This is a genomic window from Actinopolymorpha singaporensis, assembly GCF_900104745.1.
Classification (GTDB): Bacteria; Actinomycetota; Actinomycetes; order Propionibacteriales; family Actinopolymorphaceae; genus Actinopolymorpha; species Actinopolymorpha singaporensis.
On sequence record NZ_LT629732.1, the window covers coordinates 4,089,000 to 4,111,115 of the forward strand.

A 22,116-nucleotide genomic window follows, 5' to 3' on the forward strand; every position below is an offset into this window, starting at 1 on the left:
TGCGATGATCGTCGACGTTCACAACCACACTCCGACCCACCGCGACCCGGTACCCGACAGCGAGCGCCTGTCCTTCGAGGGCTGGCGTTCGGACCGGTCGGTCGTGACCACGAACAGCTGGGACGACTTCGACCGGCAGCAGACCGACGCGGACATCACCATCGTGTTCAACATCGCGGTCGACGACCCGTTGCGTGCGACGGGTCTTCCGTATCGGCCTGAGCGGACGAACGATGCCACGGCGGAGTTCGTCGCGGCAGCGCCGGACCGGCGGATCGGCTTCATGTCTGTCAACCCCCTCTTGCCGACGGTGTTCCAAGAAGTGGAACGCTGCCGCGACCTGAACCTCGTGGGCGTGAAGCTCGGGCCCAACTACCAGGACTTCGACCCACTCTGTGACGAGGCGCGTCGTCTGTACGCCTACTGCGAACGGGAAGGTCTGCCCATCCTCTTCCACCAGGGGACCTCGCCCATCCAGGAAGCGCCGTTGCGGTACACCCACCCGCTCGTGATGGACGAGATTGCGTTGGCGTACCCCGAACTCAGGGTGGTGATGGCGCACATGGGGCATCCCTTCGTACGTGAGACAGTCGCGGTCATCCGCAAGCATCCGCACGTGTACGCCGACGTGTCGTCGGTGTACCTGCGTCCGTGGCTGGCGTGGGAGGCGCTGACGTTCGCCGGCGAATGGGGTGTGCCGCACAAGCTGCTGTTCGGTTCGGACTATCCGATCTCCACCTCCGGTGAGGCGATGGCGGCCCTGCGACGTGTCAACGACATCGTCGAGGGCACGAAGCTTCCGCGGGTGCCTGACGACTCGATCGAACGGATCATCCACGCAGATGCCCTGTCGGCGCTCGGATTGGAGACGCGGTGATCATCGACGCGCACGTGCGGCTTGGAACAGGGCGGGAAGTCGACCTGACCGTCGAGCAACTCCTGGCGACGATGGACACGCTGGGAATCGACCACGCGCTCGTCGCGCCTGACGAACGTTGCACGGCATACGACAACCGTGAAGGCAACGAGGCGGTGTGCAGCGCCGCGGAGGCGTCGGGTGGACGGCTTGCTGCCTACGCAGTAGCAAATCCCTGGCGCGGCCGCTCTGCCTTGGACGAGCTCGCCCGCGCGAAGGACGCCGGCGCGGTCGCCCTGGCGGTGGATCCGGTACTTCAGGGTTTCGACGTGCTCGACGGGCTGCTCGACCCGCTGCTCGCGTTCGCGGGGGAGCAGGGCTGGTTCGTCTACATCCGTACGGGAACCCCACCGACTGCGCTCCCGCTCCCGGCAGCCACCCTCGCCCGCCGCTATCCGGAGCTGCGCTTCCTCATGGGCAGGAGTGGCGCGACCGACTTCTGGATCGACGCGGCACCCGCCCTGCGCCACGCGCCGAATCTCCACGCCGACACCGCGTACGCGCCGTGGGACACCGTTCTCAGCGAGTTCGCGCGCGACGAACAGATCGGAGCGGGTCGATGTGTCTTCACCACGGACGCGCCCTACACGGTGCCGCGGGCGGAAACGGCCCGGATCCTCGACTGGGTGACCATAGATGACACGCAGCGTGCCGAGGTCCTGGCCGGATCCGCGATGCGGCTGCTCGGCGCGAACCTCCCGGCAGGCTGGGCATGACAGACGTGAGGTGGACAACGGCGCCCACGGAACACGACTGGCTGACGGGGAAGCTCAGCAGGTCTCCACGGCGATCTCGTGGGGAGACGCCCGGTCGTGGTCGACCCTGATCGGGATCAGGCTGGAAGGCCATCCGAAGACATCGAGGCCGGTCACCGGGACGGCCTCGGTGTCCACGGTGGCTCTGGTCACCCGGTCGGATGCGACCGGCAACATGATGGTCAACGCACCGGCGGGGGACCTGCCGGTCACTCGGCAACGAAGAACGCCGTCTGTGCACGTGGCGTCGCTGATGCGGGCCCGGTCCCGCGCTACCACGAAGTCGGCCCACTCAAAGGCGCTCCAGATCGGCATTCCGAGCTCACGAGCGGCCTGCCAGCACAGCTCCATGTAGGTCCGGGAGTAGGTGAAGAACGACACCGGATGGGAGAGCATGGACAGCGGGCTGTAGTAGCGAGTGACCTTCTCCTCCATCAGCTTCCGGGTGAGGGAGGCCTGTCCACGTGGGTCGGCCGAGAGCAGGCCCTTGACGGCGAGGTCGTCGTAGGCCTGGGTGGACTGCTGGAAGCAGTCCACGACGGTGCCGTCGACGTCGACGAACCTCATCGGACGCGCGGACCCGGTGAGGTACTTCAACCACGAAGGTCCGGCACCGACGGAGTTCAGGTCCATGCGGACACCGAGTTCGGCATAGACCTTCGGCACGTCGACGTAGCCCTTCCAGGCAAGGCAGTGGTTGCGATTGGTAGTCGGGACGCCGCCGTAGTGGCGATCGAAGTCCGCGAGGTCCTTACGCACCAGGTCGACGATCACCTCTTCGGGATCCTCGCCACCGTAGGAGGGGTCGGAGGGGTCGTGGTGGACGCCGAACGAGTGCCCGCGGGCGCGCCATTCCGCGACCTTCTCAGGGGAGGCCACGGTCTCCCTGGACGTACCCGACATGAGGTAGACGGTGATCTTCCCGCCGTGAGCATCGACCGCACCGAGCAGTGCGTCGAAATGTTCCGATGCCGACCAGTCGTCGTCGGAGTCGAGAACGAGAACGCTCCGGTGGGCGGGCTCTGGGTAGTACCACATGCGAGGTTGTGGAAGAGTCGCCACCTGGTTGACCGCGTTGACCAGCATCGCGGCATGAAGATCGGCCTGGGGCAGGTGCCAGCACCCGGAGTCCGCGTAGCCGGTCAGCAGGTCCTGGATGCGGTAGGGCTCGCCTGCGCCGAGCCCCCGTCCGCCCACCCGGTTCGGGTCGCCCTGCCGGATCAACGCCACGGCCTGGGCCAGGTCGTAGGTGAAGACGACGACACGCCCGTCTCCGAACGGCAGCTCGATGATCGCGGGAAATGACGTCGGCGTGCCGACGTCGGCGTACAGGCGTGCTACCTCCACGGCTTCCGCCGGCAGGGCTTCGGGTGCGTAGGAGTCCGCGGGTACGTGGGTCTCGATCGCCTCCTGGGGCAACGCGTTCGCGATCGGGCTGGTGCCGAGGGGGCGGAGGTAGGCCGGCGCCACCATGGTCGACGCTGGCGCCAGCCCGAAGGCGCGGGCCAGGTAGTAGGAGGGCCGGACGAGTACCAGTCGTCCACCACCCTTGGCGAAGGCGCGCAGTCTGTCGGTCTGCTCCCTGGAAGGACGCGACCGCGCGACCACAACGGTCGCGAACTTCGTAAGGTCGTGGAGTCGCGGGCTGGTCAGGCCGACGATCTCGAGGTCCGCGAGGCCCTCTGCACGGAGGATCTCCGCCAGGTAGCGGCCGAACTTCCCGACGTCCTGTTCGTCGGCAACGACCACGGCGACAGTCATGGCGCCTGTCCCACCGCACGGGCCGGGCCGGGCCGGAAGTCCGGGACCTCGAGCAGGCCGCTGCCGGCCGCCATCGACTGGGCGGCCAACACGGCCGGGGCGGCCGTGTCCACTGCTTGATAGATGTCGAAAGGCGGCTGGCGGCCTGCGAACACGGCGTCTCGGAAAGAGATGTGGGTGTAGTAGTCCGCGTCACCGTGGCCACTGCCGCGTGCCTCGACTGGAGCGTCGGTGCGTTCGTACCGCCAGTCGACGTCCGCGAGGTCGTGCATCTGCGCGTCCGCCAACCACACCTTCGGTCGATCGCGGTTGGTGCGAGACCACTCGACCCGCCCACCTGTCCCGATGAGCTGGTACCAGTGCCAGTTACCGGGCGGATGTGGCTGGGCGAAGCTCGCTGCCATCCGCAGGATGGTCCCCTTCCCGGTCCGCATCAGCGCGACCTGCATGTCGGCCTGGGCGATCCGGGGGTTCGCGGCGCTCGGTGACCCGGTGCTCATCCCCACCACTTCGGTGACACGGTCGTCGAGGATCCGCAGCATCGGGCTCAACTCGTGTGGCAGGTAGTGGATCGGCGGCATCTGCTGCGCCCATGTGGGGACCGCATCCGGATGGTCGGGGATACTGTCCGGCCCCATCAGCTCACCGGATCGGGGATCCTGGAACATGCCCTCGGTGTAATGGTGGAAGTACTGCCCCTCGGCGAGCGTGACGTGGCCGAGGCGGCCGGAGGACACGAGGCCGCGCCAGGCGTCGACGAAGCCCCAGTACCGCGTCTGCTCGGCCAGTTGGTAGGTCAGGCCGCTCCGCTCGACCGCGAGCACGAGCCGCCAGCAGTCGTCGACGCTGTAGGCAGCCGGCACTTCCGCGTGGACGTGCTTTCCCGCCTCGAGGGCCCGTGCGGCGAGCCGGCCCTGGTCCCGGCTCCTGATCGTGAGCGCCACCGCATCGACGGTGGGATCCTGGAATACGTCGTCGTAGTCGCTGTACGCGTGTACGGATGTCGGGTCGCCGACGCGAGACAGTGCGGCCTGGTGCAGAGCCTCGATCCGATCGCACACAGCCGTGATCCGGTATCCCGGGATGCGCGCCAGCAGCGGGATCCACGTCCCGAGGGCCCGTGGACCGAGACCGACGACGCCGACGCGGATCTCGTCCATCAGATGTTGGCCGACTCGCCTGCGTGGGCGTGGTACTCAGCGGCCACTGCGGCGAAGGAGTGCTGCGGACGGTCGGGAACGAAGATGTCGATGCTGGGGACCGGAACGCCGTGGCTGGAGTCGAGTGTCCAGGCATCAGTGGTTTCGAACCCCGGATTGTCGACGGTGAAGCCCAGCGTCTCGATGTGGTCGAATCCCACGTCGACGGGGAAGATCTCGTCCCCTCCGCGAGCCTGGTGAAGGCGGAACGCCAAGGTGGCGCTCGTCCTGCCGCGCAGCCGTTCGGTCACGTCGATCGGCCCGTGGAGCGTGGAACACTGCTGCCACAGCGCGAAGCCATGGTGGCGGACGTCTTCGGACCAGATCACCTCACCGTCGAGCAGCACCTGCTTGACATGCTTACCGGCGCCGCCGACCAGTCCGCTGAAGATGTCGTTGTGCCAGAACGACAGTTCGTGCCGTGGCGCGTCCGGGTCGACCCGGACGACCTGTGAAGCCTGGGCGTACGCCCCCTCCTGCGTGCGGACAGGCGGGACGAGAAGACTCAGGCGGCCGTTTCCGTACATCGCCTTGTTGGTCGAGGAGATGGTCGGGGCGTCGTCGAGTTGGAGACCGTATGCCGTGACCCCTGCGATCCTGCCTGCCCGGGCGTACTCGAGCCCGGCGCGAACCGCCGAGGCACAGTAGTCGGGGGTGGGTTCGTTCCACGCGTCCAGGAAGCGGCCGGTGTACACGAGCAGAACCACATCGAGGTTCCAGGGCCGCACGGCGGCGCGGATCTCGTCCAGGCATGGTCCGACGCTGTCCGCGACGATGGTGTTGAGGTTCCGCCCGTCCAGGAACGGATAGAGCACGAGGTCGAGATAGGGGCCGTACTTCGCGAGGAACCCCGGATCGGTCGCCGCGTGGAAGTAGGTGCAGAGGTAGAACGCCAGATCGGGGTTGATGTCCTGGGCCACCTTGCGCAGCAGCGCCACATAGTCGGTCGTGAAGGTTTCCTGGTTGAACTCGAAATCGTCGATGCCCCACGCCTTCACGTTGGGATGCGCGACGGAGAGCTCGGCACAGGCGCGGGCCCAGGCCACGTAGTCCATCACGTAGGGCCTTGAGGCGCGGCCCCCGTCGCGGGAGGTCTCGCTGGGTGGAACGAGATAGACCCAGACGTCGATACCCGCATCCGCGGCGGCCGGGGCGAACTCGAGCCGCAGGTCGTCCCAGTCCGTAGGGGAGTCCCATATCCCGTAGATGTAGGTGTTGGCCCCGAGGGCCAGCAGCTTCCGGATCATCGCGGGCGTGTCGACGTGGCGGTAGCCGTCCGTGCGTGGAGATGGCTCACGCAGCATCGCTCCGACGGTGTTACCTCCGCACTGGGAGGCTCTGATGCCGCCGGCCGGGATCAGGCCGGACAGTCGTGAGTTGCCTACCTCGGTCATGCCGACCTCCTGGCACGGGCGGCTCGTCATCCAACGGGATTTCGTAGATGCAACTCAATTCTTGAAGGATGTTAGAGACAGTACGTAGACCAGGCAAGGGTCCTCCTGCATCGAAAACGTGGTGCAGGCCCGGTTGCGGCACCTTGGAAGATTCGGCCCGGTCGAAGGCTGTGCAGGCGGCCATCGTGGAGGTAACATCTCGCATCTCGTAGATGTATCTGACATCTCGAATGATCGTTCCGGCCACTCACGTTCAGGCCGCACTGCCTGCCGGCAGGCCTTTGGCAGGCGTCGTGGAGTAGGTGAACCGGCTTGGACGCAACGCTCCGCCCGGGACACGAGGAGGGCTCACGGTGGCATCGAGGATCACCCGCAGGGACCTGCTACGCGCCGGCGGCGTAGCCACACTTGGCGCCTGCACACTTACCGGCTGCTCGTTCCTGTCCACGAATCCCGACAAGGGACCTGGGCCGGCGGTTGCGGCGAAGGGGACCAAGGAAGCCCCCATGCTCGCTGCCCAGGTGAAGGCGGGCAAACTCCCGAAACTGACGGAGCGGCTCCCGAAGGATCCCATGGTGGTGAAGCCGCAGAGCCAACTCGGCAGCTTCGGTGGGACGATGCAGCGCGGACAGATCGACCTGAACAACGACGGCCTGCAGTACATGGGGTGGGCAGGCCTCGTCGAGTGGACTCCCACCACTCCGCCGAACCCCGGCCCGGGCCTCGCGAAGTCATGGGAGATCGAGGACGGCGGACGCGCGTACGTTTTCCATCTACGCGATGGTGTCCGATGGTCGGACGGCAAGCCCTTCACGACCGACGACATCATGTACGTCTACGAGCACGTCTACTCGAACAAGGAACTCGCTCCGGTCTTCCCTGCCTGGCTGTCTCCAGGAGGTAAGCCCGCGAGATTCGTCCAGGTGGACAAGAAGACCTTCCGAATCGAGTTCGCGGCACCGAACGGACTCCTGCTGAAGTACATGTCCTTCGTGGGCACCTTCGTCGGCGCCAACCCGTTCCTCCAGCCCAAGCACTACATGAGCAGGTTCCATCCCGACATCGCCGGGAAGGAGGCGGTCCAGTCGGCCCTGAAGAAGGAGAACTTCTCGGCCTGGGTCGACTTCTACCACTCCAGGCACGACCACTGGAGGAACCCGGACCTTCCGGTGCTCGGGCCGTGGCGCATCACCAGGCCGGCGAAGGGCAACAACGCCACGGCGGAGAGGAACCCCTACTACTGGAAGGTGGACCCCGAGGGCCGGCAGCTGCCCTACATCGACCGGGCCGTCTACACCTTCCTCGACCAGGAGGCCTTCGGACTGCGCGCGGCCAACGGACAGGTGGACCTCGCGGCCTGGGACCTCAGCTACCAGTCCGCTCCGATGTTGATCAAGAACCAGAAGGACAAGGGCTTTCGCTTCCTGCGCTGGAAGCCCGACGGGTTGTTCCACGCGGTCAACCTGAACCAGAGCCACCCCGACCCGGTGCTGCGCGAACTGTTCCAGGACATCAACTTCCGAGCCGGTGTCTCCCATGCCATCAACCGCGAGGAGATGCGGGACTCGCTGTTCTCCGGCCAGGGATCCTTCCAGCAGCCGTGCGCCCAACCGGAGGACCCGTACTTCGTCAGGGGCATGGGCCAGCGCTTCGTCGAGTTCGACGAGGCCAAGGCCAACGAGTACCTGGACAAGGCCGGACTCACCAGACGTGGCAGCAACGGCATGCGGCTGCGCCCCGACGGGAAACCGATGAAGCTCGTCGCCCAGACCTTCACCATCGGCGTCGGTGTGCCGACCGTCAGCATTCTCGAGTTCGTGAAGCGCTACTGGGCCAAGGTCGGCATCGACATGGCGATCAAGAACATCTCGTCCGAGCTCTGGTACGCCAGCATCTGGCATGGCGACTTCGACCTGAACTGCTATGTTCCGGCCGGTTACCTGTGGGACATCGACTCGCTGTGGTACATCCCGACAAGCGGCCTCACCTACTGGGCTCCGAAGTACGGCAACTGGTACTCCGATCCCAAGGGCAAGTTCTCGATGAAGCCGGAAGGGGAGATCAGGCAGCTGCAGGTGCTGTACGACGAGCTTGTCCAACAGGCCGACGACGACCGGCGCCTCGCGATCGGCCGGGAGATCCTGAGGTTGCACGACAAGAACGTCTGGATCATCAACACCGTCCAGTCGGCGTTCGCCCCCGTCGTCGTGAGCGACGACCTGGGTAACGTACGCGAAGACGCGGTGGCGAGCTACCGAACGCTGTACGAAGCGGCGACCGATCTGTCCCAGCTCTATTTCAGGCACCCCGAACGGCACACCTGAGCATGGGGCGCTACCTGCTCCGCCGGTTCGCCTACATGATCCCGACGGTGTTCCTGATCTCGTTGGTGTCGTTCGCGATCATTCAGCTACCGCCCGGTGACTACCTGACCACCGTCGTGGCCAACCTGTCGCGCACCGGGCAGACCGTCGACCCGGCGCAGCTCGCGGCGTTGAAGCAGCGTTACGCACTCGACCAGCCGTTGGTCGCGCAGTACGCCAAGTGGATCAGCAACATCGTCCTGCACGGGGACTTCGGACAGTCCTTCGAGCACGGCCGCTCGGTCGCCTCGCTCCTGGCCGAGCGGCTGCCGCTCACCCTCGCGCTCGGGATCGCGACCTTCCTCTTCACGTGGGCCGTAGCGCTCCCGGCAGGAATCTACTCGGCGGTGCGGAAGTACTCGGTGGGCGACTACCTCATGACAGCGATCGCCTTCGTGGGCATCGCCGTCCCGGGGTTTCTGTTGGCGCTCACCGTCGCGTACATCCAGTTCCGCTACTTCGACAAGAGCGTCGGCGGTCTGCTGTCCCCGGACTACGTCGACGCTCGATGGAACCTCGGGAAGATTCTCGACCTGCTGGACCACCTGTGGCTGCCGATCGTCGTACTCTCACTCGGGGGTATCGGCGGCACGATCCGCGTGCTCCGGGCCAACCTGCTGGACGAACTCCGCAAGCCCTACGTCGTCACCGGCAGGGCCCGCGGGCTGTCCGAACGCAAGCTGATCGCGAACTATCCGGTCCGGGTGGCATTGAACCCCTTCATCGCCACGATCGGCTGGCTCATCCCCGCCCTCTTCGACGGCGAGGTGCTCGTGGCGACCGTACTGGGACTGCAGACGACCGGCCCGCTGCTGCTCGGCGCCCTGCAGAGCCAGGACATGTACCTCGCCGGAAGCATCATCTTCATCGCCTGCGTCCTCACCGTGATAGGAACCCTGATCTCGGACATCCTTCTCGCACTCGTCGATCCACGAATCCGTGAGGGTCAGTACTAGGAACAGGAGGGAGGGCCATGACCGCCGTGACAGACGGGCCCCCGGCGACCGGACAGACGTCGAGTGAGATCTATGTCGCTTCTCAACGCAAGCTGATCTGGTGGCGCTTCCGGAAGAACCGGTTGGCTGTCGCCGGCGCGGTCGTTCTGGGCCTCGTCTACCTCCTGGCCGCCTTCTGTGAGTTCTGGGCGCCGGCCACACCGGACACCTATCGTGCGACCTACAGCTACGCGCCTCCGCAGCGGATCCACGTGTCGTTCCAGGGCGGCCTGCACTTCTTCGTCGACGACTACAGGTCACAGGTAAGCCGCAAGACGCTGCTGCGTGAGTTCACACCCGATCCCAACCAGCGGGTCGCCCTCCGCTTCTTCCCCCACGGAGAGAAGTACAAGCTGTGGGGCGTCTTTCCCACCACGGTTCACTTCTTCGGGCCCGTGCAGCCCGGGCGCCCGCTCTACCTCCTCGGCGCCGACGAGCAGGGACGTGACCTACTGACCAGGCTGATCTACGGGAGCCGGGTCTCGATGTCGGTCGGCCTGATCGGAGTGGGTCTCGGACTCGTGCTGGGCACCGCCCTCGGCGGAGTCTCCGGCTACTTCGGCGGGGTCACCGACACGTTGATCCAACGGATCATCGAGTTCATCATGTCGGTGCCGACCCTGCCCTTGTGGCTCGGCCTGGCGGCGGCCGTGCCACCAGGCTGGGGTCCGATCAAGACGTACTTCGCGATCACCCTGATCCTCTCGCTGATCGGCTGGACCGGCCTGGCCCGGGTGATCCGCAGCCGCTTCCTGCAGATCAGGTCCGAGGACTACGTTCTCGCGGCGGAGTTGGACGGTGTGCGGCGGTCACGAATCATCGGCCGCCACATGCTGCCGGCGTTCACCAGCCACATCATCGCAACCCTCACCCTGTCCATCCCGGGCATGATCCTCGGCGAGACCGCGCTGTCGTTCCTCGGTCTGGGCCTGCAGCCACCCGTGGTCAGCTGGGGAGTTCTCCTGCAGGACGCACAGAACATCAGGGTTCTATCGACAGCACCGTGGTTGCTGTTGTCGGGGGCCGCCGTCGTGATCGCGGTCGTGGCGCTCAACTTCCTGGGCGACGGCCTACGCGACGCCGCCGACCCCTACGACAGCTGAGGAGGGTGAATGCCAGGCGAAGTTCCGCCGCTGCTGAGTGTTCGAGGCCTGCGAACCGGCTTCGACCTCGACGAGGGACATGTACGCGCGGTCGACGGCGTCGACCTCACGGTGCGAAGCGGCCACACGTTGTGCGTCGTGGGTGAGTCGGGCTGCGGGAAGAGCATCACCGCCAGGTCGATCCTCCAGCTGGTGGAACGTCCAGGCCGAATCATCGAGGGTCAGGTGCTCTACCGACTCGGTCAGGACCACCGTCTCCTGAAGGCTCCGCACCCTTCTCGACAGGATCGCGCCGCGGTGCGTGCCGCCACCGACGGCATGCTCGACCTGACGCGCCTCGATCCGAAGGGAACCGCGATCCGGGCTGTCCGTGGCAGCGAGATCGCGATGATCTTCCAGGAGCCGATGGTCTCGCTGAGTCCTGTCCACACGATCGGGCACCAGATCGCGGAAAACATCCGCACCCACGAGGAGGTGACCAAGAAGGAAGCGCGGGAGCGGACCATCGACGAACTCCGAAGAGTCGGCATCCCGCGACCGGAGCGTAGGTTCGACTCCTACACCTTCCAGCTCTCCGGTGGTATGCGACAGCGCGCGATGATCGCGATGGCACTGGCGTGTCGACCGAAGCTACTCATCGCCGACGAACCCACCACAGCCCTCGACGTCACCACCCAGGCTCAGATCCTCGAACTCATTCAGGAACTACAGGAGCAGTTCGACATGGCGGTGATGCTGATCACGCACGATCTGGGAGTGGTGGCCGAGGTTGCCGACGAGGTGGCCGTCATGTACCTCGGCCTCGTCGTCGAGCAGTGCGGTGTCGACGACCTCTTCCACGATCCGCGGCATCCGTACACGAAGGCGCTTCTGGACTCGATCCCGACGGTGGGCCCCAGGGCCAAACGCAGACTCACGGCGATTCGCGGCATGGTCCCGCATCCGTACGACCGGCCGGTGGGGTGCCCTTTCCACACTCGCTGCGTTTCCGCGATGCCGGGTGTGTGCGATGCCGTCGTACCGCCCACGCAGGCGGTCACCGGACCCGACGGGACCGTGGACCGCGCGGTCCGATGCCTGCTGTACGACTCCGCCGAGTCGGTGCGGAGAGGGCCGATCACGGCGGGGGAGGCAGGGCGATGACCGCGCTGGAAGAGCACTCGAACAAGGGGCGGGGGGCCGGCTCGGGCGGGCCCGACACGGACGACGAGGCTCTGCTCGCGGTCAGGAACCTCTCGATGAGCTTCCACGTGTCGCGTGGCTTCCTCGGTATGGGTGGTGGGATGACCGTCAACGCGGTCACCGAGGTCGACCTCACGATCCGGCGGGGGGAGACGCTGGGCCTGGTGGGGGAGTCAGGCTGCGGCAAGACGACGCTGGGGCGCTGCGTCCTGCGAGCCTACAGGCCGACATCGGGCAGCCTGGCGTACCGACGCGAGGACGGGAACGTGGTCGACCTTGCCCGGCTGAACCGAAGCGAACTCCATCCCTACCGTCGGCAGATCCGCACCATCTTCCAGGATCCGAACTCCTCGCTCAACCCGCGGATGACGGTGCTCCAGATCGTCGGGGAGCCGTTGTTGGCCCATGGTCTGGCCAGGGGAGACGACCTCAGGGACCGGGTGGCGGAGACACTGCGGCTCGTGGGCCTGCGCCCGGAGTTCATGCGTCGGTATCCGCACGCGTTCTCAGGCGGCGAGCGTCAGCGCATCGGCATCGCGCGGGCGCTCATAACCCAGCCACGTCTGGTGGTCGCCGACGAGGCGGTCTCGGCCCTCGACGTGTCGGTTCGCAGCCAGATCCTCAATCTGCTCGAGGACCTGCAGGAGCAGTTCGGACTCACGTACATCTTCGTTTCACACGACCTGTCGGTGATCCAGCACCTGTGCGACCGCGTGGCGGTCATGTATCTCGGCCGCATCGTCGAGGAAGCTGTCACCGACGACCTGTTCTCCCGTCCACGTCACCCCTACACCGAGACGCTGTTGCGCGCCCTTCCACTGCCGGATCCGCGGCTTCGCGGCACCAAGAAGCGCATCCCGCTCCGAGGTGAGGTACCGGACCCCGCGCAACCACCTTCGGGATGCACCTTCCACCCGCGCTGCCCGTACGCCGCGGACAGGTGCGATTCCGCGGAGCCGGAACTCGCGCCACTACGTGGCGACCGCGCGTCGCGTTGCCACTACTCCGACACCCTGCAACTCATGGGCGTCACCGCCTAGGCGACGGCCGCCACTACCATTTCCGAGATACTGAAAATAGCAACGAGGAGGGCCGCGTGGGCGCGGAACCAAACCCCCGGGCGGCGTCCCCGTCGACGGATCGTGCGCTGCGGGTCCTGGAGACCCTGGTTCAGGCCGAGGGCTCACTGACCTTGACGATGCTCGCGCAGGAAGCCGGCGTACCGCTCGCAACCTGCGCCTCGATCGTGCAGACCTTCGAGGAGCGAGGCTACGCCAACCGGCAGGTCGTCGGCCGGAGCCACTTCTGGCAACCGACGCTCAGGCTGTACGCGATGGCAACTCGCCTCGTCCGCAAGATCGACCCGACCAACGTCTCCCGCCAGCACCTTCGCTCACTGAGCGACAAGGTCGGCATGCCGGCCCACCTGGGTGCGCTGGACGGTGCGACGATCGTCTACGTCGCGAAGGCCGCGACACCGGGTTTCGTCCAGTTCGACACCTTTGTCGGGAAGGTCGCACCCTTCAACCTGACGGCCCTGGGCCGAGCGATCACCGCCTACCTGCCGGAGTCGGAGCTTGTGTCACTGCTTGACCACCTGGCTCCCGGCGCCGGTCCTCGAGCGCGGCGCCCGAGCGTTCGGGCTTTCCGGCGGGAGCTGGCCGAGACGCGCGAGCGCGGTTACGCCTTCGAGGACGAGGAGGAACAAGCCGAGATCAGCTGCGTGGCTGCCCCGGTGTTCGACGCCGGCGACCGGGTGGCGTACGCCGTCGGCGTCACCGGCTTCTCGAGCGAGTTCTCCGGTGCCAAGCTGCATACGGTCGCGGCCGCCGTCCGGCAGACGGCGAGTGCGATCTCCTCCGAACTCGGCTCCCTGGTTCCGCCACAGCGGACCCTCCGCTGATCCGCAGCGAGGGCGAGGCCCGCCGGCACGGTCCACGCCACATGCTTTCGCCGCGGCGGGACACGACTTCTCCGTGGGCTCGATGTGTACGCAGATCTGCGTAGCCAACGGGTGCCTGACCGCGCTTGTTGTCGTAGCCGGCTGCGCGGCTGGTAGGAGCTACGGGACGGTGCGGGAGCCCTAGGATCTCGGTATGCAACGCCGAGTCGAGTCGTTCCGTGTGCCGGTCCTGGTACAAGACGCCTTGCTTGCCCTTTTCGTCACGGTCATGCAGGTTCAGGGCACGGTCGCCGTCGGTGCGGACAAGGTCTCGGCCCGGCCGCTCACCGATCTGGGCTACCTCGGATACGTGCTGTTGGTCGTGAGTGGTGTGGTGATCGCGTTCCGGCGACGGTGGCCGCTGGCGGTCTTCGTCACGGCTGCGTTGGCCAGCCTGGTCTACTACGGCTTCGACTTCCCGGATGCCCCTGGCTGGCTAGGCCTGTTCGTCGCCTTGTACACCCTCACCGCCTACGGAGACGGGCGCCGGTCGCTGCTGATCGCCGGCGGGGTCATCGCCGTGCTGGCCACGAGTTGGCTGGTCGCCGCGGCCGACATCGAACCCCGGGCCGCGATCGGCTGGGTGTTCTTCCGGATCGGAGCGTCGGTGATGAGCGCGGCTCTGGGTGAGTCGGTCCGATCCCGGCGGTTCATCGCGGCCGAGGCCCAGGCCCGGGCTGAGCGGGCTGAGCAGACTCGGGAGGAGGAAGCACGCGCCCGGGTCGACGCCGAGCGGCTGCGGATCGCGCGCGAGGTGCACGACACGGTCGCTCACGCCATCGCGATCATCAACATCCAGGCCGGCGTCACCGCACACGTGCTCGACAAGCGGCCGGAACGCGCGCGGGAGACGCTGGTGGCCATTGCGCAGACCAGCTCCGAGGCGCTGCGGGAAATGCGGGCCATCCTTGGGGTGCTCCGGGACGCCAACGACGGGCGAGTGCCGCACCCGGGCCTGGGGCAGATCAACGAGCTCACCGCGAAGGCGCGTGAGGCCGGGCTGGACATAAAGCTCGAGGCGACCTCGCCAACCCCGCCACTGCCGAGCGCGGTCGGCAGTGCCGCTTACCGGATCCTGCAGGAATCGATCACCAACGTGATCCGCCACGTCGGCCCGACCAGGGTGACTGTTGCGCTGAACTACGGCATCGACGCCCTGGAACTCCGCGTGATCAACGAGGCGTGTCGTCACGCCCCAGCCCATCAGTCCGCCGGCTCGCACCCGACAGCCCAGCTCCCGACCGACGATCGTGCCGGTGGCTCGGCCGAAGCACCGGGCCGTGGCATCCTCGGGATGCGCGAACGCTGCCAGTTGCTCGGCGGAGAGCTGGTCGCAGGGCGACGTCCGGACGGCGGGTTCGAGGTGCAGGCACGACTGCCCCTGGCACCAAGCGGAACCTCCCACCTGTGAACGCGGCAACCGCACCGCAAGGCAGGCCGATCAAGGTTCTCCTTGCCGACGACGAGCTGCTCGTGCGATCCGGTTTCAAGGTCCTTCTCGACCTCGAAGACGACATCACGGTGATAGCCGAAGCCACCAACGGCGCCGAAGCGGTCGAGCAGGCCCGCGCCACCCGACCCGACGTTGTGCTCATGGACATCCGCATGCCCAAGCTGGACGGAATCCAGGCCACAGAGCAGATCGGCAGGACACCCGGACTCCAACACGTCCACGTCCTGATCCTCACGACCTACGACACCGACGCGTACGTCTTCGAAGCACTGCAGGCCGGGGCCAGCGGCTTCCTGCTCAAGGACGCCGGACCGGCCGAACTCCTGCACGCCATCCGGGTCATCGCCGCCGGGGACGCACTGCTCGCACCACGGATCACCCGGCGCCTCATCGCCCAGTTCACCGCGCAACGAACAGCCACCCAGGCCGGACAGGACCGGCTCGCTACGCTGACCCAGCGCGAACGCGAGGTGCTCGCCCTGGTCGGACAGGGCCTGAGCAACGATGAGATCGGTGCCGAACTCTTCCTCAGCCCCGCCACCGCCCGCACCCACGTCAGCCACGCCATGGTCAAACTAGGTGCTCGCGACCGTGCTCAACTCGTCGTCATCGCCTACCAGACCGGACTCGTCAGCCCGTCGACCTAGGGCTTGCTTCCTGGCCGAAACCCTGCCGGAATCGACGGCCAGGACTCCTGTGGAGTCCCAGCACCCACCAGTCGCGCTACGACGACGGGCCTCCTCAGACACCGCTCGCCTACGCAGATCTGCGTAGGCGCAGCCATCCGTCGTCGGAGGCGGTACCGACCCGACGGCGCAACGATCGAGTGCATGAGGCTGCGTGCGGACGTTCCCTGCCCGCGTGACGGAGGTGACCCGCCGAGCGGGTCAGCGGGTGGGCAGATCCGCGCTGACGACAACTGTGCTGGATGTTTCACGACCTCCTTCGTCTCTCGCTTCACAGAAGCCAACGGCACAAGGAGATCGGGCGCAACGGTCAAGGACTTGAGGAGAAACTGGTGACGACGACCGAGACCCACCCGAGGGACGGGGCCCTGGCGAGACTGGCCCGGTTCTGTTACCGGCGCCGCCGCCTGGTCCTCATGATCTGGATCGTGGGCGTGGCCGCCTTGGCGTTCGTCGGCTTCGGCTACGGTGCCGCCCCCGACAACGACTTCTCCGGCGGAAACACGAGCTCCGCCAAGGCGCAGACCCTGATCGACAAGCACTTCCCCGAGCAGCAAGGGGACACGCTGACGCTGGCGATCAAGGCGGACAGGAGCGTCGACGATCCTTCCGTCCGGCAAAGGATCGAGAAGGTCATCGCCGACCTTGAGGCCTCGCCCATCACTGGGCCGGTCACCTCGCCATATCAGGACAAGAGCCTGGTGACGCCGGATCGCCACATCGCCCGTACGATCATCCCGCTGACCGACAAGGACGTGGACACCTCCAAGGTCAAGCCACTGGTCGACACGGTCAAGGAAGCCTCCGGTGACGGCGTGACGCTGGCGCTGGGCGGAGACGAGGCAGCCAAGGCCGAGACACCCAAGCAGGGCCCGGCCGAAGGGGTCGGCGTACTGACAGCAGCGGTGATCCTGTTCATCGCCTTCGGGTCGCTGGTGGCAATGGGCCTGCCGATCGTGACCGCGTTGCTGGCGATCCTTGGTGGCATCGCCTCGATGAAGCTGGTGGGGTACGTCGTCCCCTCGCCGGACTTCACCGTGATCATGGCCGCGATGGTCGGGCTCGGTGTCGGCATCGACTACGCGTTGTTCATCGTGACGCGCTACAAGGACAACCTGCAGGACGGCGACGAGCCGGAGAACGCCACGGTCAAGGCCATCACAACCGCCGGTCACGCCGTGCTGTTCGCGGGCACGACCGTCGTGATCGCGTTGCTGGGCCTGATCGTCATGGGGCAGCGGCTGATGACCGGAGTGGCCGTCGCCACGTCCGTGATCGTGCTGGTGACGATGATCGCCGCGGTGACCCTGCTGCCGGCGTTCCTGGGCTTCACCGGCCGCAGGATCAACTCGCTCCGGCTGCCCCGTCGCACCGTCCGCCGCGAGCCTGTCGGCGCCGCGTCCCAGGAACGCCGGGACCTCGCAGTGCGATGGGCCGGAGTGGTGCAGCGCAGGCCACTGGTCGCCGCGATGCTGGCCGGCGTGGCTCTGCTGGTGCTGGCCGCCCCCACGCTGTCGATGCGGCTGAGCCTTCCCGACGCCAGCGTCCAGCCCCACGACAGGAGCAGCTACGTCTCGTACAGGATCGTCTCCGAGGGCTTCGGTCCCGGCTTCAGCGCACCTCTGATCTTCGCCACGAAGCTCGACGCCGAGCACGCGGATCTGCGTCCCGTGGTCGAAGCGGTCAGCAGGACCAAGGGCATCGCCTACGTCACCCAGCCACGGGTCAGCAAGGACGGACAGGCCGCGACCTTCATGGCCTTTCCGAAGACCGGATATCAGGATGCGGCCACAGCGGACCTGGTGCACCGGCTCCGCGGTGACGTACTGCCCAAGGCGCCCAGCGGCGAAGGGATCTACATCGGCGGCCCGAACGCCGCCACGATCGACTACGCCGATCAGGTCAACTCGCGCCTGCCCCTGATGATCGCGGTCGTCATCGCGGTGTCCATGGTGCTGCTGACCGCGCTGGTCCGGTCGGTCACGATCGCGCTGCAGGCCGCTGTGATGAACCTGCTGTCGATCGGTGCCGCCTACGGTGTGATCGTCGCGGTGGTGCAGTGGGGCTGGTTCGGCTCGGCGCTCGGTTTCCCCACCGCGATGCCGATCACGACCTGGGTGCCGATGATGATCTTCCCGGTCCTGTTCGGCCTGTCCATGGACTACGAGGTCTTCCTGATCTCGCGGGTCCGGGAGGAGTACGAGCGCACCGGTGACACTCGAACGGCCGTCGCCGCCGGATTGGCCCGGACCGCCAAGCTCATCACCGCCGCGGCCGCCATCATGATCGCCGTCTTCACCACCTCCCTGCTGGGACCGGACGTCGCCGTCAAACAGGGGGGCCTGGGTATGGCCGTCGCCGTGCTCATCGACGCCACCATCGTCCGGATGGTTCTTGTCCCCGCGGTGATGGAACTGTGCGGTAAGGCCAACTGGTGGATGCCGGGGCGCCGGGCATCGAAGCCGACGCCGATCCCACCGGCCAGGGCCAGGGAAGAGGCCGGTGTCTGACCGGACCCGGACCCGGAGTGCGGGGAGCCTCGGGTGGTTCCCCGCACTCCGAGCCCCGAACATGCATCACCGAGACGGGCGGTCGAGCGCCGCGAAGACAGGACCGCCATCGGACCCAAGATCCGCAAGCCGATCTACCTGTCACCAGCGTTGCTTGACGAGGCACCAGCTTCGTCACTGCGGTCGATCAGCGTCGAGGAAACTCGGGTGTGAGTGAAACCGGCGTTGTGGCTGGTCAATCGGCGGAAGAGCGTTTCCGCGGCGGCGCGGCCGATCTCTTCGATGTCCTGCATCACGACGGTGATGCCGCCGCGGATCACATCGGCGAGTGGGAAGTCGTCGAACCCCGCGACTTCAATCGGATCAGCCGACGGCAACGCCCGAACAAGCGTGGTGGCCGACAGTGAACTCGCCGCGACGAGCGCGGTCGGCGGTGCCGGCGAGGACCGCCAGTAGTGCAGCTGCTTTCGCAGCTGGTCGACGTCCTGCTCCTGGCGAAAGACGATGCTTGGGTCGTCCTTGAGATCGCGGCGGGCAAGGGCGGCGCGGTATCCCTCGAAGCGTTCCTGTTGGGTGAACAGGTCAGCTGGGTCGCCAACGAAGCCGATGCGCCGGTGGCCACGCCGGACCAGGAAGTCGACCAGGTCCCCTACGCCGCGCCGATTGTCGCAGAACACCGTGTCGGTTTCGACACCGTCGATCGGACGATCCACACAGACCACGGGAACAGTACTGGACAGGCGTTGCAGAAATCGACTGCCGACACCGGTCGGCCACAGCAGGAGGCCGTCGACCTGGCGGGACAACAGTGACTCGATGACGCCTTGTTCAAGGCCCGGATCGTGGTGGGTGAGCGAGACCGTCAGCGTCGACTCGTGCTGGCTGGCCACCCGTTCGATCGCCCGTGCCAACCGTGCCTGGACCGGCTCGGAGATGTCTTCGCACACATAACCGATCGACCGAGTGACGTGCTTGCGAAGCACCCGCGCAGCCGAGTTCGGTCGATAGTCCAATGCTTGGATTGAGGCCTGCACGCGTGCCCGCATCGACTCGCTTACGGCCCGCTCGCTGTTCAATACCCGGGAGACCGTCTTGACCGCAACGCCAGCATGGCGTGCGACGTCGTGAATCGTCGGCCGTCCGGTCATCTTGCCTCCGTCTCCAGCAGATTGTGACACCGATGTCACCGACCCTCACCAGGTCAAACGCCAGCCCGAAAGCATGATTCCACGATCGATGCCATCGCGACGACCCGTGTAAGCGCATCAAACTGTCCTACGATAGACAACGCTCTCGAAGCCAGGGAGGACTGGGCGACGTCGGTGCGTGGCCGACACGGCCGCGGTCGGGCTGCCGGCGGTGACCGCTGGGTGTGCCAGGGGGACCGTGACAACCCCCGAGACGGTGGCGTCGCGCTCCGCGGGGCGCTGATGGTGTCCTACCGCCGTGATCATCTTCATCGCTTTCAACGGAGTTCGTTGCCGGCTTGCGGACCGACATTTGATCGCCGTCGCCGAACGAGACAAGGAGATCGAATCTATGCCCCGGCTCTACTACCAGCACCCGGAGACCTGGTTCGGGGACTGTATGCCCGTCTTCGCCGATGGCGCGTACCAACTCTTCCACCAGCGGGACACCCGACAACCTGGCCCGTTCGGCGAACCGTTCGGATGGGCGCTCGCCCGGACCACCGACTTCGTCAGCTACACCGACCTGGGGGAAGTGGTGCTGCGAGGCGGCGACAAGGATCAAGATCAGTTCATCTTCGCGGGCAGCGTGTTCGAAGCGAACGGTCGCTATCACGCCTTCTACACCGGTTACAACCGGGACCACGCGGCAGCGGGCAAGCCGGCCCAGGTATTGATGCATGCCGTCAGCGAGGACCTGGGGACGTGGACCAAGATCAACGGCGACCTGTTGCCGCCGCAGGAGGGCTATGACCCCGACAACTGGCGCGATCCGTTCGTGCTGCGGGATGACGAGAACGACCGATGGGTCATGATTCTCGGCGCCCGGAAGGGATCCGACCTTCGCGCTGTCACCGGCCGTACGGTGTGGTTTACCTCGACCGACCTGGAATCCTGGGCCTTTCAGGGCGATTTCTGGGCACCGGATCTCTACACCATGCACGAGATGCCGGACCTTTTCCGCATCGGGGATCGCTGGTACCTGCTGACCACTGAATACAGCGATCGCAGCAAGACCGTCTACCGCAGCAGCGAGAGCCTCCATGGTCCGTGGAGCGCGCCGGTGGATGACGGCATCGACGGTCGCGCCTACTACGCCGCGCGGTCGGCCTCAGACGGTGAGCATCGCTACCTTTTCGGTTGGGTCGCGACCAAGGAAGGCGAAACTGATCTTGGTGCATGGCAGTGGGGCGGAACGCTGGTGGTGCACGAGGTGTACCAGCGAGCAGATCACTCACTTGGGGTCCGTATCCCCGAGACCGTCCGGGCGGCACTGGGCCGGCCGGAGAGCTTGATCACCGACCCCGTGACTCTGGGGTCCCCGGATGGCCGGCAGGTCAGACGACTTGGTGAGCTACCGGCCGAGGACCCGTACGTGATCAGTCTGCGCATCACGCCGCAGTCCCCGCGTAGCTTTGCTCTCAGGCTGTTCGAGGACGACACCGCAACCGACGGCTATGCCTTCACCTTCCGCGCCGGGGAGCGCAGGATCGACTTCGACCGGATCCCGAACTATCCCTGGTACCGCTACGACAATCGCGGCTCGGAGCGTCCGTTCACCGTCGAGCCGGGGCGGGGCTACGACATCGACGTCGTTGTGGACGGCACGATCGCGACCCTGTACGTCGACGGGGTGGCGCTGAACGTGCGCGCCTATGATCGGCCGGGTCGTTACCTGTCTGTGGACGTGGTGGACGGCACGGTCACCATCGCCCGGGCTGAGCTCGCAAGCCCGGGGGAGTAGGAAGCTGACGAACGCAAGGAGCACCGGGCATGATCACAAGCCGCGGAACGGGCGTTGCGTCGCCTCGGCAAGGGTGACCAGCTGGCGTGGAAACGTGTCGCTGTGGCGATCGACGAACTGGCCGGCGAGCCGAGGCCGGACGGTTGCTATGTGCTGCAGGCGGGTTTGACGGCGACGCGGGCGCCACTGTCGTCGATCCGGATCAGGAACGGCATCGGAGGATGTTCCTCGAAGTACTCGTCCGTGGCTTCTGCCACGCCGTTCCACCAGGCGTAGTCATCCAGGATGAGCACGCCCCCGGGTGCCAGTCGCGGGTAGAGGTGGCGCAGTTCGTGGCGGCTGGACTCGTACCAGTCCGTGTCCAGGCGTAACACGGCGATGGTCTCGGGCGCCTGGTCGGGAACCGTGTCCTCGACCCGGCCGGCGACGAAGTGGACGCGAGATGGCGGATATGCCACGCCACCCATGACGGCGCGTACGTCCTCAAGCGAAGCGCGTGCCTGCAGCAGGTCGGCCGCCCGGCCGGTCTCCGAGGCCAGGAGATCGGCGGCCGACTCGCCGGTCCAGCGGATGTCCCTTTCCGTGGGGCGGGGCATGCCCTCGAAGGTGTCGAACAAGTAGATCTCGCGGTCGAGGACGCCGAGGTCCAGCAACGTCCTGGCCACGGCCTGCATGCTGCCCCCGCGCCATACCCCGCATTCGACGATCGCTCCCGGCACGCCCGACCGGACCATGTAGCGGATGGCATCTGCCAAGGCGTGGACCGCCTCGGGCGAGGTCATCGTGAACGGCTCGACCGCCCGGAAGAGTTCGACCGAGGACGACGGCAGGTCGGCAGGTTCCCGGGGCTGGATCTGGTTCAGTCGGTAACCCAGGCTGCGCAAGAGCCGGTTGCCGGCACGTTCGATCGTGGATCGAACCCAGGG

17 protein-coding genes are annotated in these 22,116 nt (G+C 66.5%); 12 read left to right on the forward strand and 5 right to left on the reverse strand.

Annotation, left to right across the window (positions count from 1 at the left end; translation table 11 throughout):
* Window positions 1-4 precede the first annotated feature (4 nt).
* Together BLU27_RS18410 and BLU27_RS18415 are read left to right on the forward strand one after the other, a co-directional pair.
* Window positions 5-877 (forward strand): amidohydrolase family protein, encoded by an 873-nt coding sequence (locus tag BLU27_RS18410; protein ID WP_092654907.1) that lies wholly within the window; start codon window positions 5-7, stop codon window positions 875-877.
* Window positions 874-1,632, forward strand: coding sequence for an amidohydrolase family protein (locus BLU27_RS18415; RefSeq protein WP_092654908.1), 759 nt, complete (start codon window positions 874-876; stop codon window positions 1,630-1,632). The genes BLU27_RS18410 and BLU27_RS18415 overlap by 4 nt, the downstream gene beginning before the upstream one ends.
* Before the next feature lie 54 nt (window positions 1,633-1,686).
* Here the strand turns inward: BLU27_RS18415 and BLU27_RS18420 are convergent, their stop codons facing one another.
* Genes BLU27_RS18420 through BLU27_RS18430 form a run of 3 tightly spaced genes read right to left on the reverse strand, consistent with a single transcriptional unit; the run spans window position 1,687 to window position 6,025 of the window.
* Window positions 1,687-3,432, reverse strand: coding sequence for a polysaccharide deacetylase family protein (locus tag BLU27_RS18420; protein WP_092654909.1), 1,746 nt, complete (start codon window positions 3,430-3,432; stop codon window positions 1,687-1,689).
* Window positions 3,429-4,592 (reverse strand): Gfo/Idh/MocA family protein, encoded by a 1,164-nt coding sequence (locus tag BLU27_RS18425; protein WP_092654910.1) that lies wholly within the window; start codon window positions 4,590-4,592, stop codon window positions 3,429-3,431. The genes BLU27_RS18420 and BLU27_RS18425 overlap by 4 nt, the downstream gene beginning before the upstream one ends.
* Complete coding sequence (locus tag BLU27_RS18430; protein ID WP_092654911.1) at window positions 4,592-6,025, reverse strand: hypothetical protein; 1,434 nt, start codon at window positions 6,023-6,025, stop codon at window positions 4,592-4,594. The genes BLU27_RS18425 and BLU27_RS18430 overlap by 1 nt, the downstream gene beginning before the upstream one ends.
* Window positions 6,026-6,531: 506 nt before the next feature.
* On the opposite strand from BLU27_RS18430, the gene BLU27_RS18435 reads away from it, so the two are divergent.
* The 9 genes from BLU27_RS18435 to BLU27_RS18475 all read left to right on the forward strand — a co-directional run bounded on the left by BLU27_RS18435 (window position 6,532) and on the right by BLU27_RS18475 (window position 18,259).
* The gene (locus tag BLU27_RS18435) at window positions 6,532-8,349 is read left to right on the forward strand and encodes an ABC transporter substrate-binding protein (protein ID WP_092654912.1); all 1,818 of its coding nucleotides are present in this window, start codon (window positions 6,532-6,534) and stop codon (window positions 8,347-8,349) included.
* A gap of 2 nt (window positions 8,350-8,351) precedes the next feature.
* A complete protein-coding gene (locus tag BLU27_RS18440; protein WP_092654913.1) occupies window positions 8,352-9,344 on the forward strand; it encodes an ABC transporter permease in 993 nt (330 codons plus the stop codon).
* A 17-nt stretch (window positions 9,345-9,361) separates the two neighbouring features.
* Window positions 9,362-10,486: an ABC transporter permease gene (locus BLU27_RS18445; RefSeq protein WP_092654914.1), complete on the forward strand. Its 1,125-nt coding sequence runs from the start codon at window positions 9,362-9,364 to the stop codon at window positions 10,484-10,486.
* Between the two features lie 9 nt (window positions 10,487-10,495).
* The gene (locus tag BLU27_RS18450; RefSeq protein ID WP_092654915.1) at window positions 10,496-11,629 is read left to right on the forward strand and encodes an ABC transporter ATP-binding protein; all 1,134 of its coding nucleotides are present in this window, start codon (window positions 10,496-10,498) and stop codon (window positions 11,627-11,629) included.
* Window positions 11,626-12,708, forward strand: coding sequence for an ABC transporter ATP-binding protein (locus BLU27_RS18455; RefSeq protein WP_092654916.1), 1,083 nt, complete (start codon window positions 11,626-11,628; stop codon window positions 12,706-12,708). Before BLU27_RS18450 ends, BLU27_RS18455 begins: the two co-directional genes overlap by 4 nt.
* Before the next feature lie 56 nt (window positions 12,709-12,764).
* Window positions 12,765-13,571: an IclR family transcriptional regulator gene (locus tag BLU27_RS18460; protein ID WP_241827505.1), complete on the forward strand. Its 807-nt coding sequence runs from the start codon at window positions 12,765-12,767 to the stop codon at window positions 13,569-13,571.
* 193 nt (window positions 13,572-13,764) lie between these two features.
* Complete coding sequence (locus BLU27_RS18465; protein ID WP_092654917.1) at window positions 13,765-15,021, forward strand: sensor histidine kinase; 1,257 nt, start codon at window positions 13,765-13,767, stop codon at window positions 15,019-15,021.
* Window positions 15,018-15,710: a response regulator transcription factor gene (locus BLU27_RS18470; RefSeq protein WP_092654918.1), complete on the forward strand. Its 693-nt coding sequence runs from the start codon at window positions 15,018-15,020 to the stop codon at window positions 15,708-15,710. Before BLU27_RS18465 ends, BLU27_RS18470 begins: the two co-directional genes overlap by 4 nt.
* 371 nt (window positions 15,711-16,081) lie before the next feature.
* A complete protein-coding gene (locus BLU27_RS18475; RefSeq protein WP_197681487.1) occupies window positions 16,082-18,259 on the forward strand; it encodes an MMPL family transporter in 2,178 nt (725 codons plus the stop codon).
* A gap of 134 nt (window positions 18,260-18,393) precedes the next feature.
* Here BLU27_RS18475 and BLU27_RS18480 read toward each other — a convergent pair whose 3' ends face one another.
* Complete coding sequence (locus tag BLU27_RS18480; protein WP_092654920.1) at window positions 18,394-19,407, reverse strand: LacI family DNA-binding transcriptional regulator; 1,014 nt, start codon at window positions 19,405-19,407, stop codon at window positions 18,394-18,396.
* 298 nt (window positions 19,408-19,705) lie between these two features.
* Between BLU27_RS18480 and BLU27_RS18485 the strand changes: the two genes are divergently transcribed.
* The gene (locus BLU27_RS18485; RefSeq protein ID WP_241827506.1) at window positions 19,706-21,190 is read left to right on the forward strand and encodes a glycoside hydrolase family protein; all 1,485 of its coding nucleotides are present in this window, start codon (window positions 19,706-19,708) and stop codon (window positions 21,188-21,190) included.
* A gap of 146 nt (window positions 21,191-21,336) precedes the next feature.
* Here the strand turns inward: BLU27_RS18485 and BLU27_RS18490 are convergent, their stop codons facing one another.
* Entirely contained in the window at window positions 21,337-22,074 is a 738-nt protein-coding gene (locus tag BLU27_RS18490) for a TylF/MycF/NovP-related O-methyltransferase (protein ID WP_197681488.1), read from the reverse strand.
* Window positions 22,075-22,116: the final 42 nt, after the last annotated feature.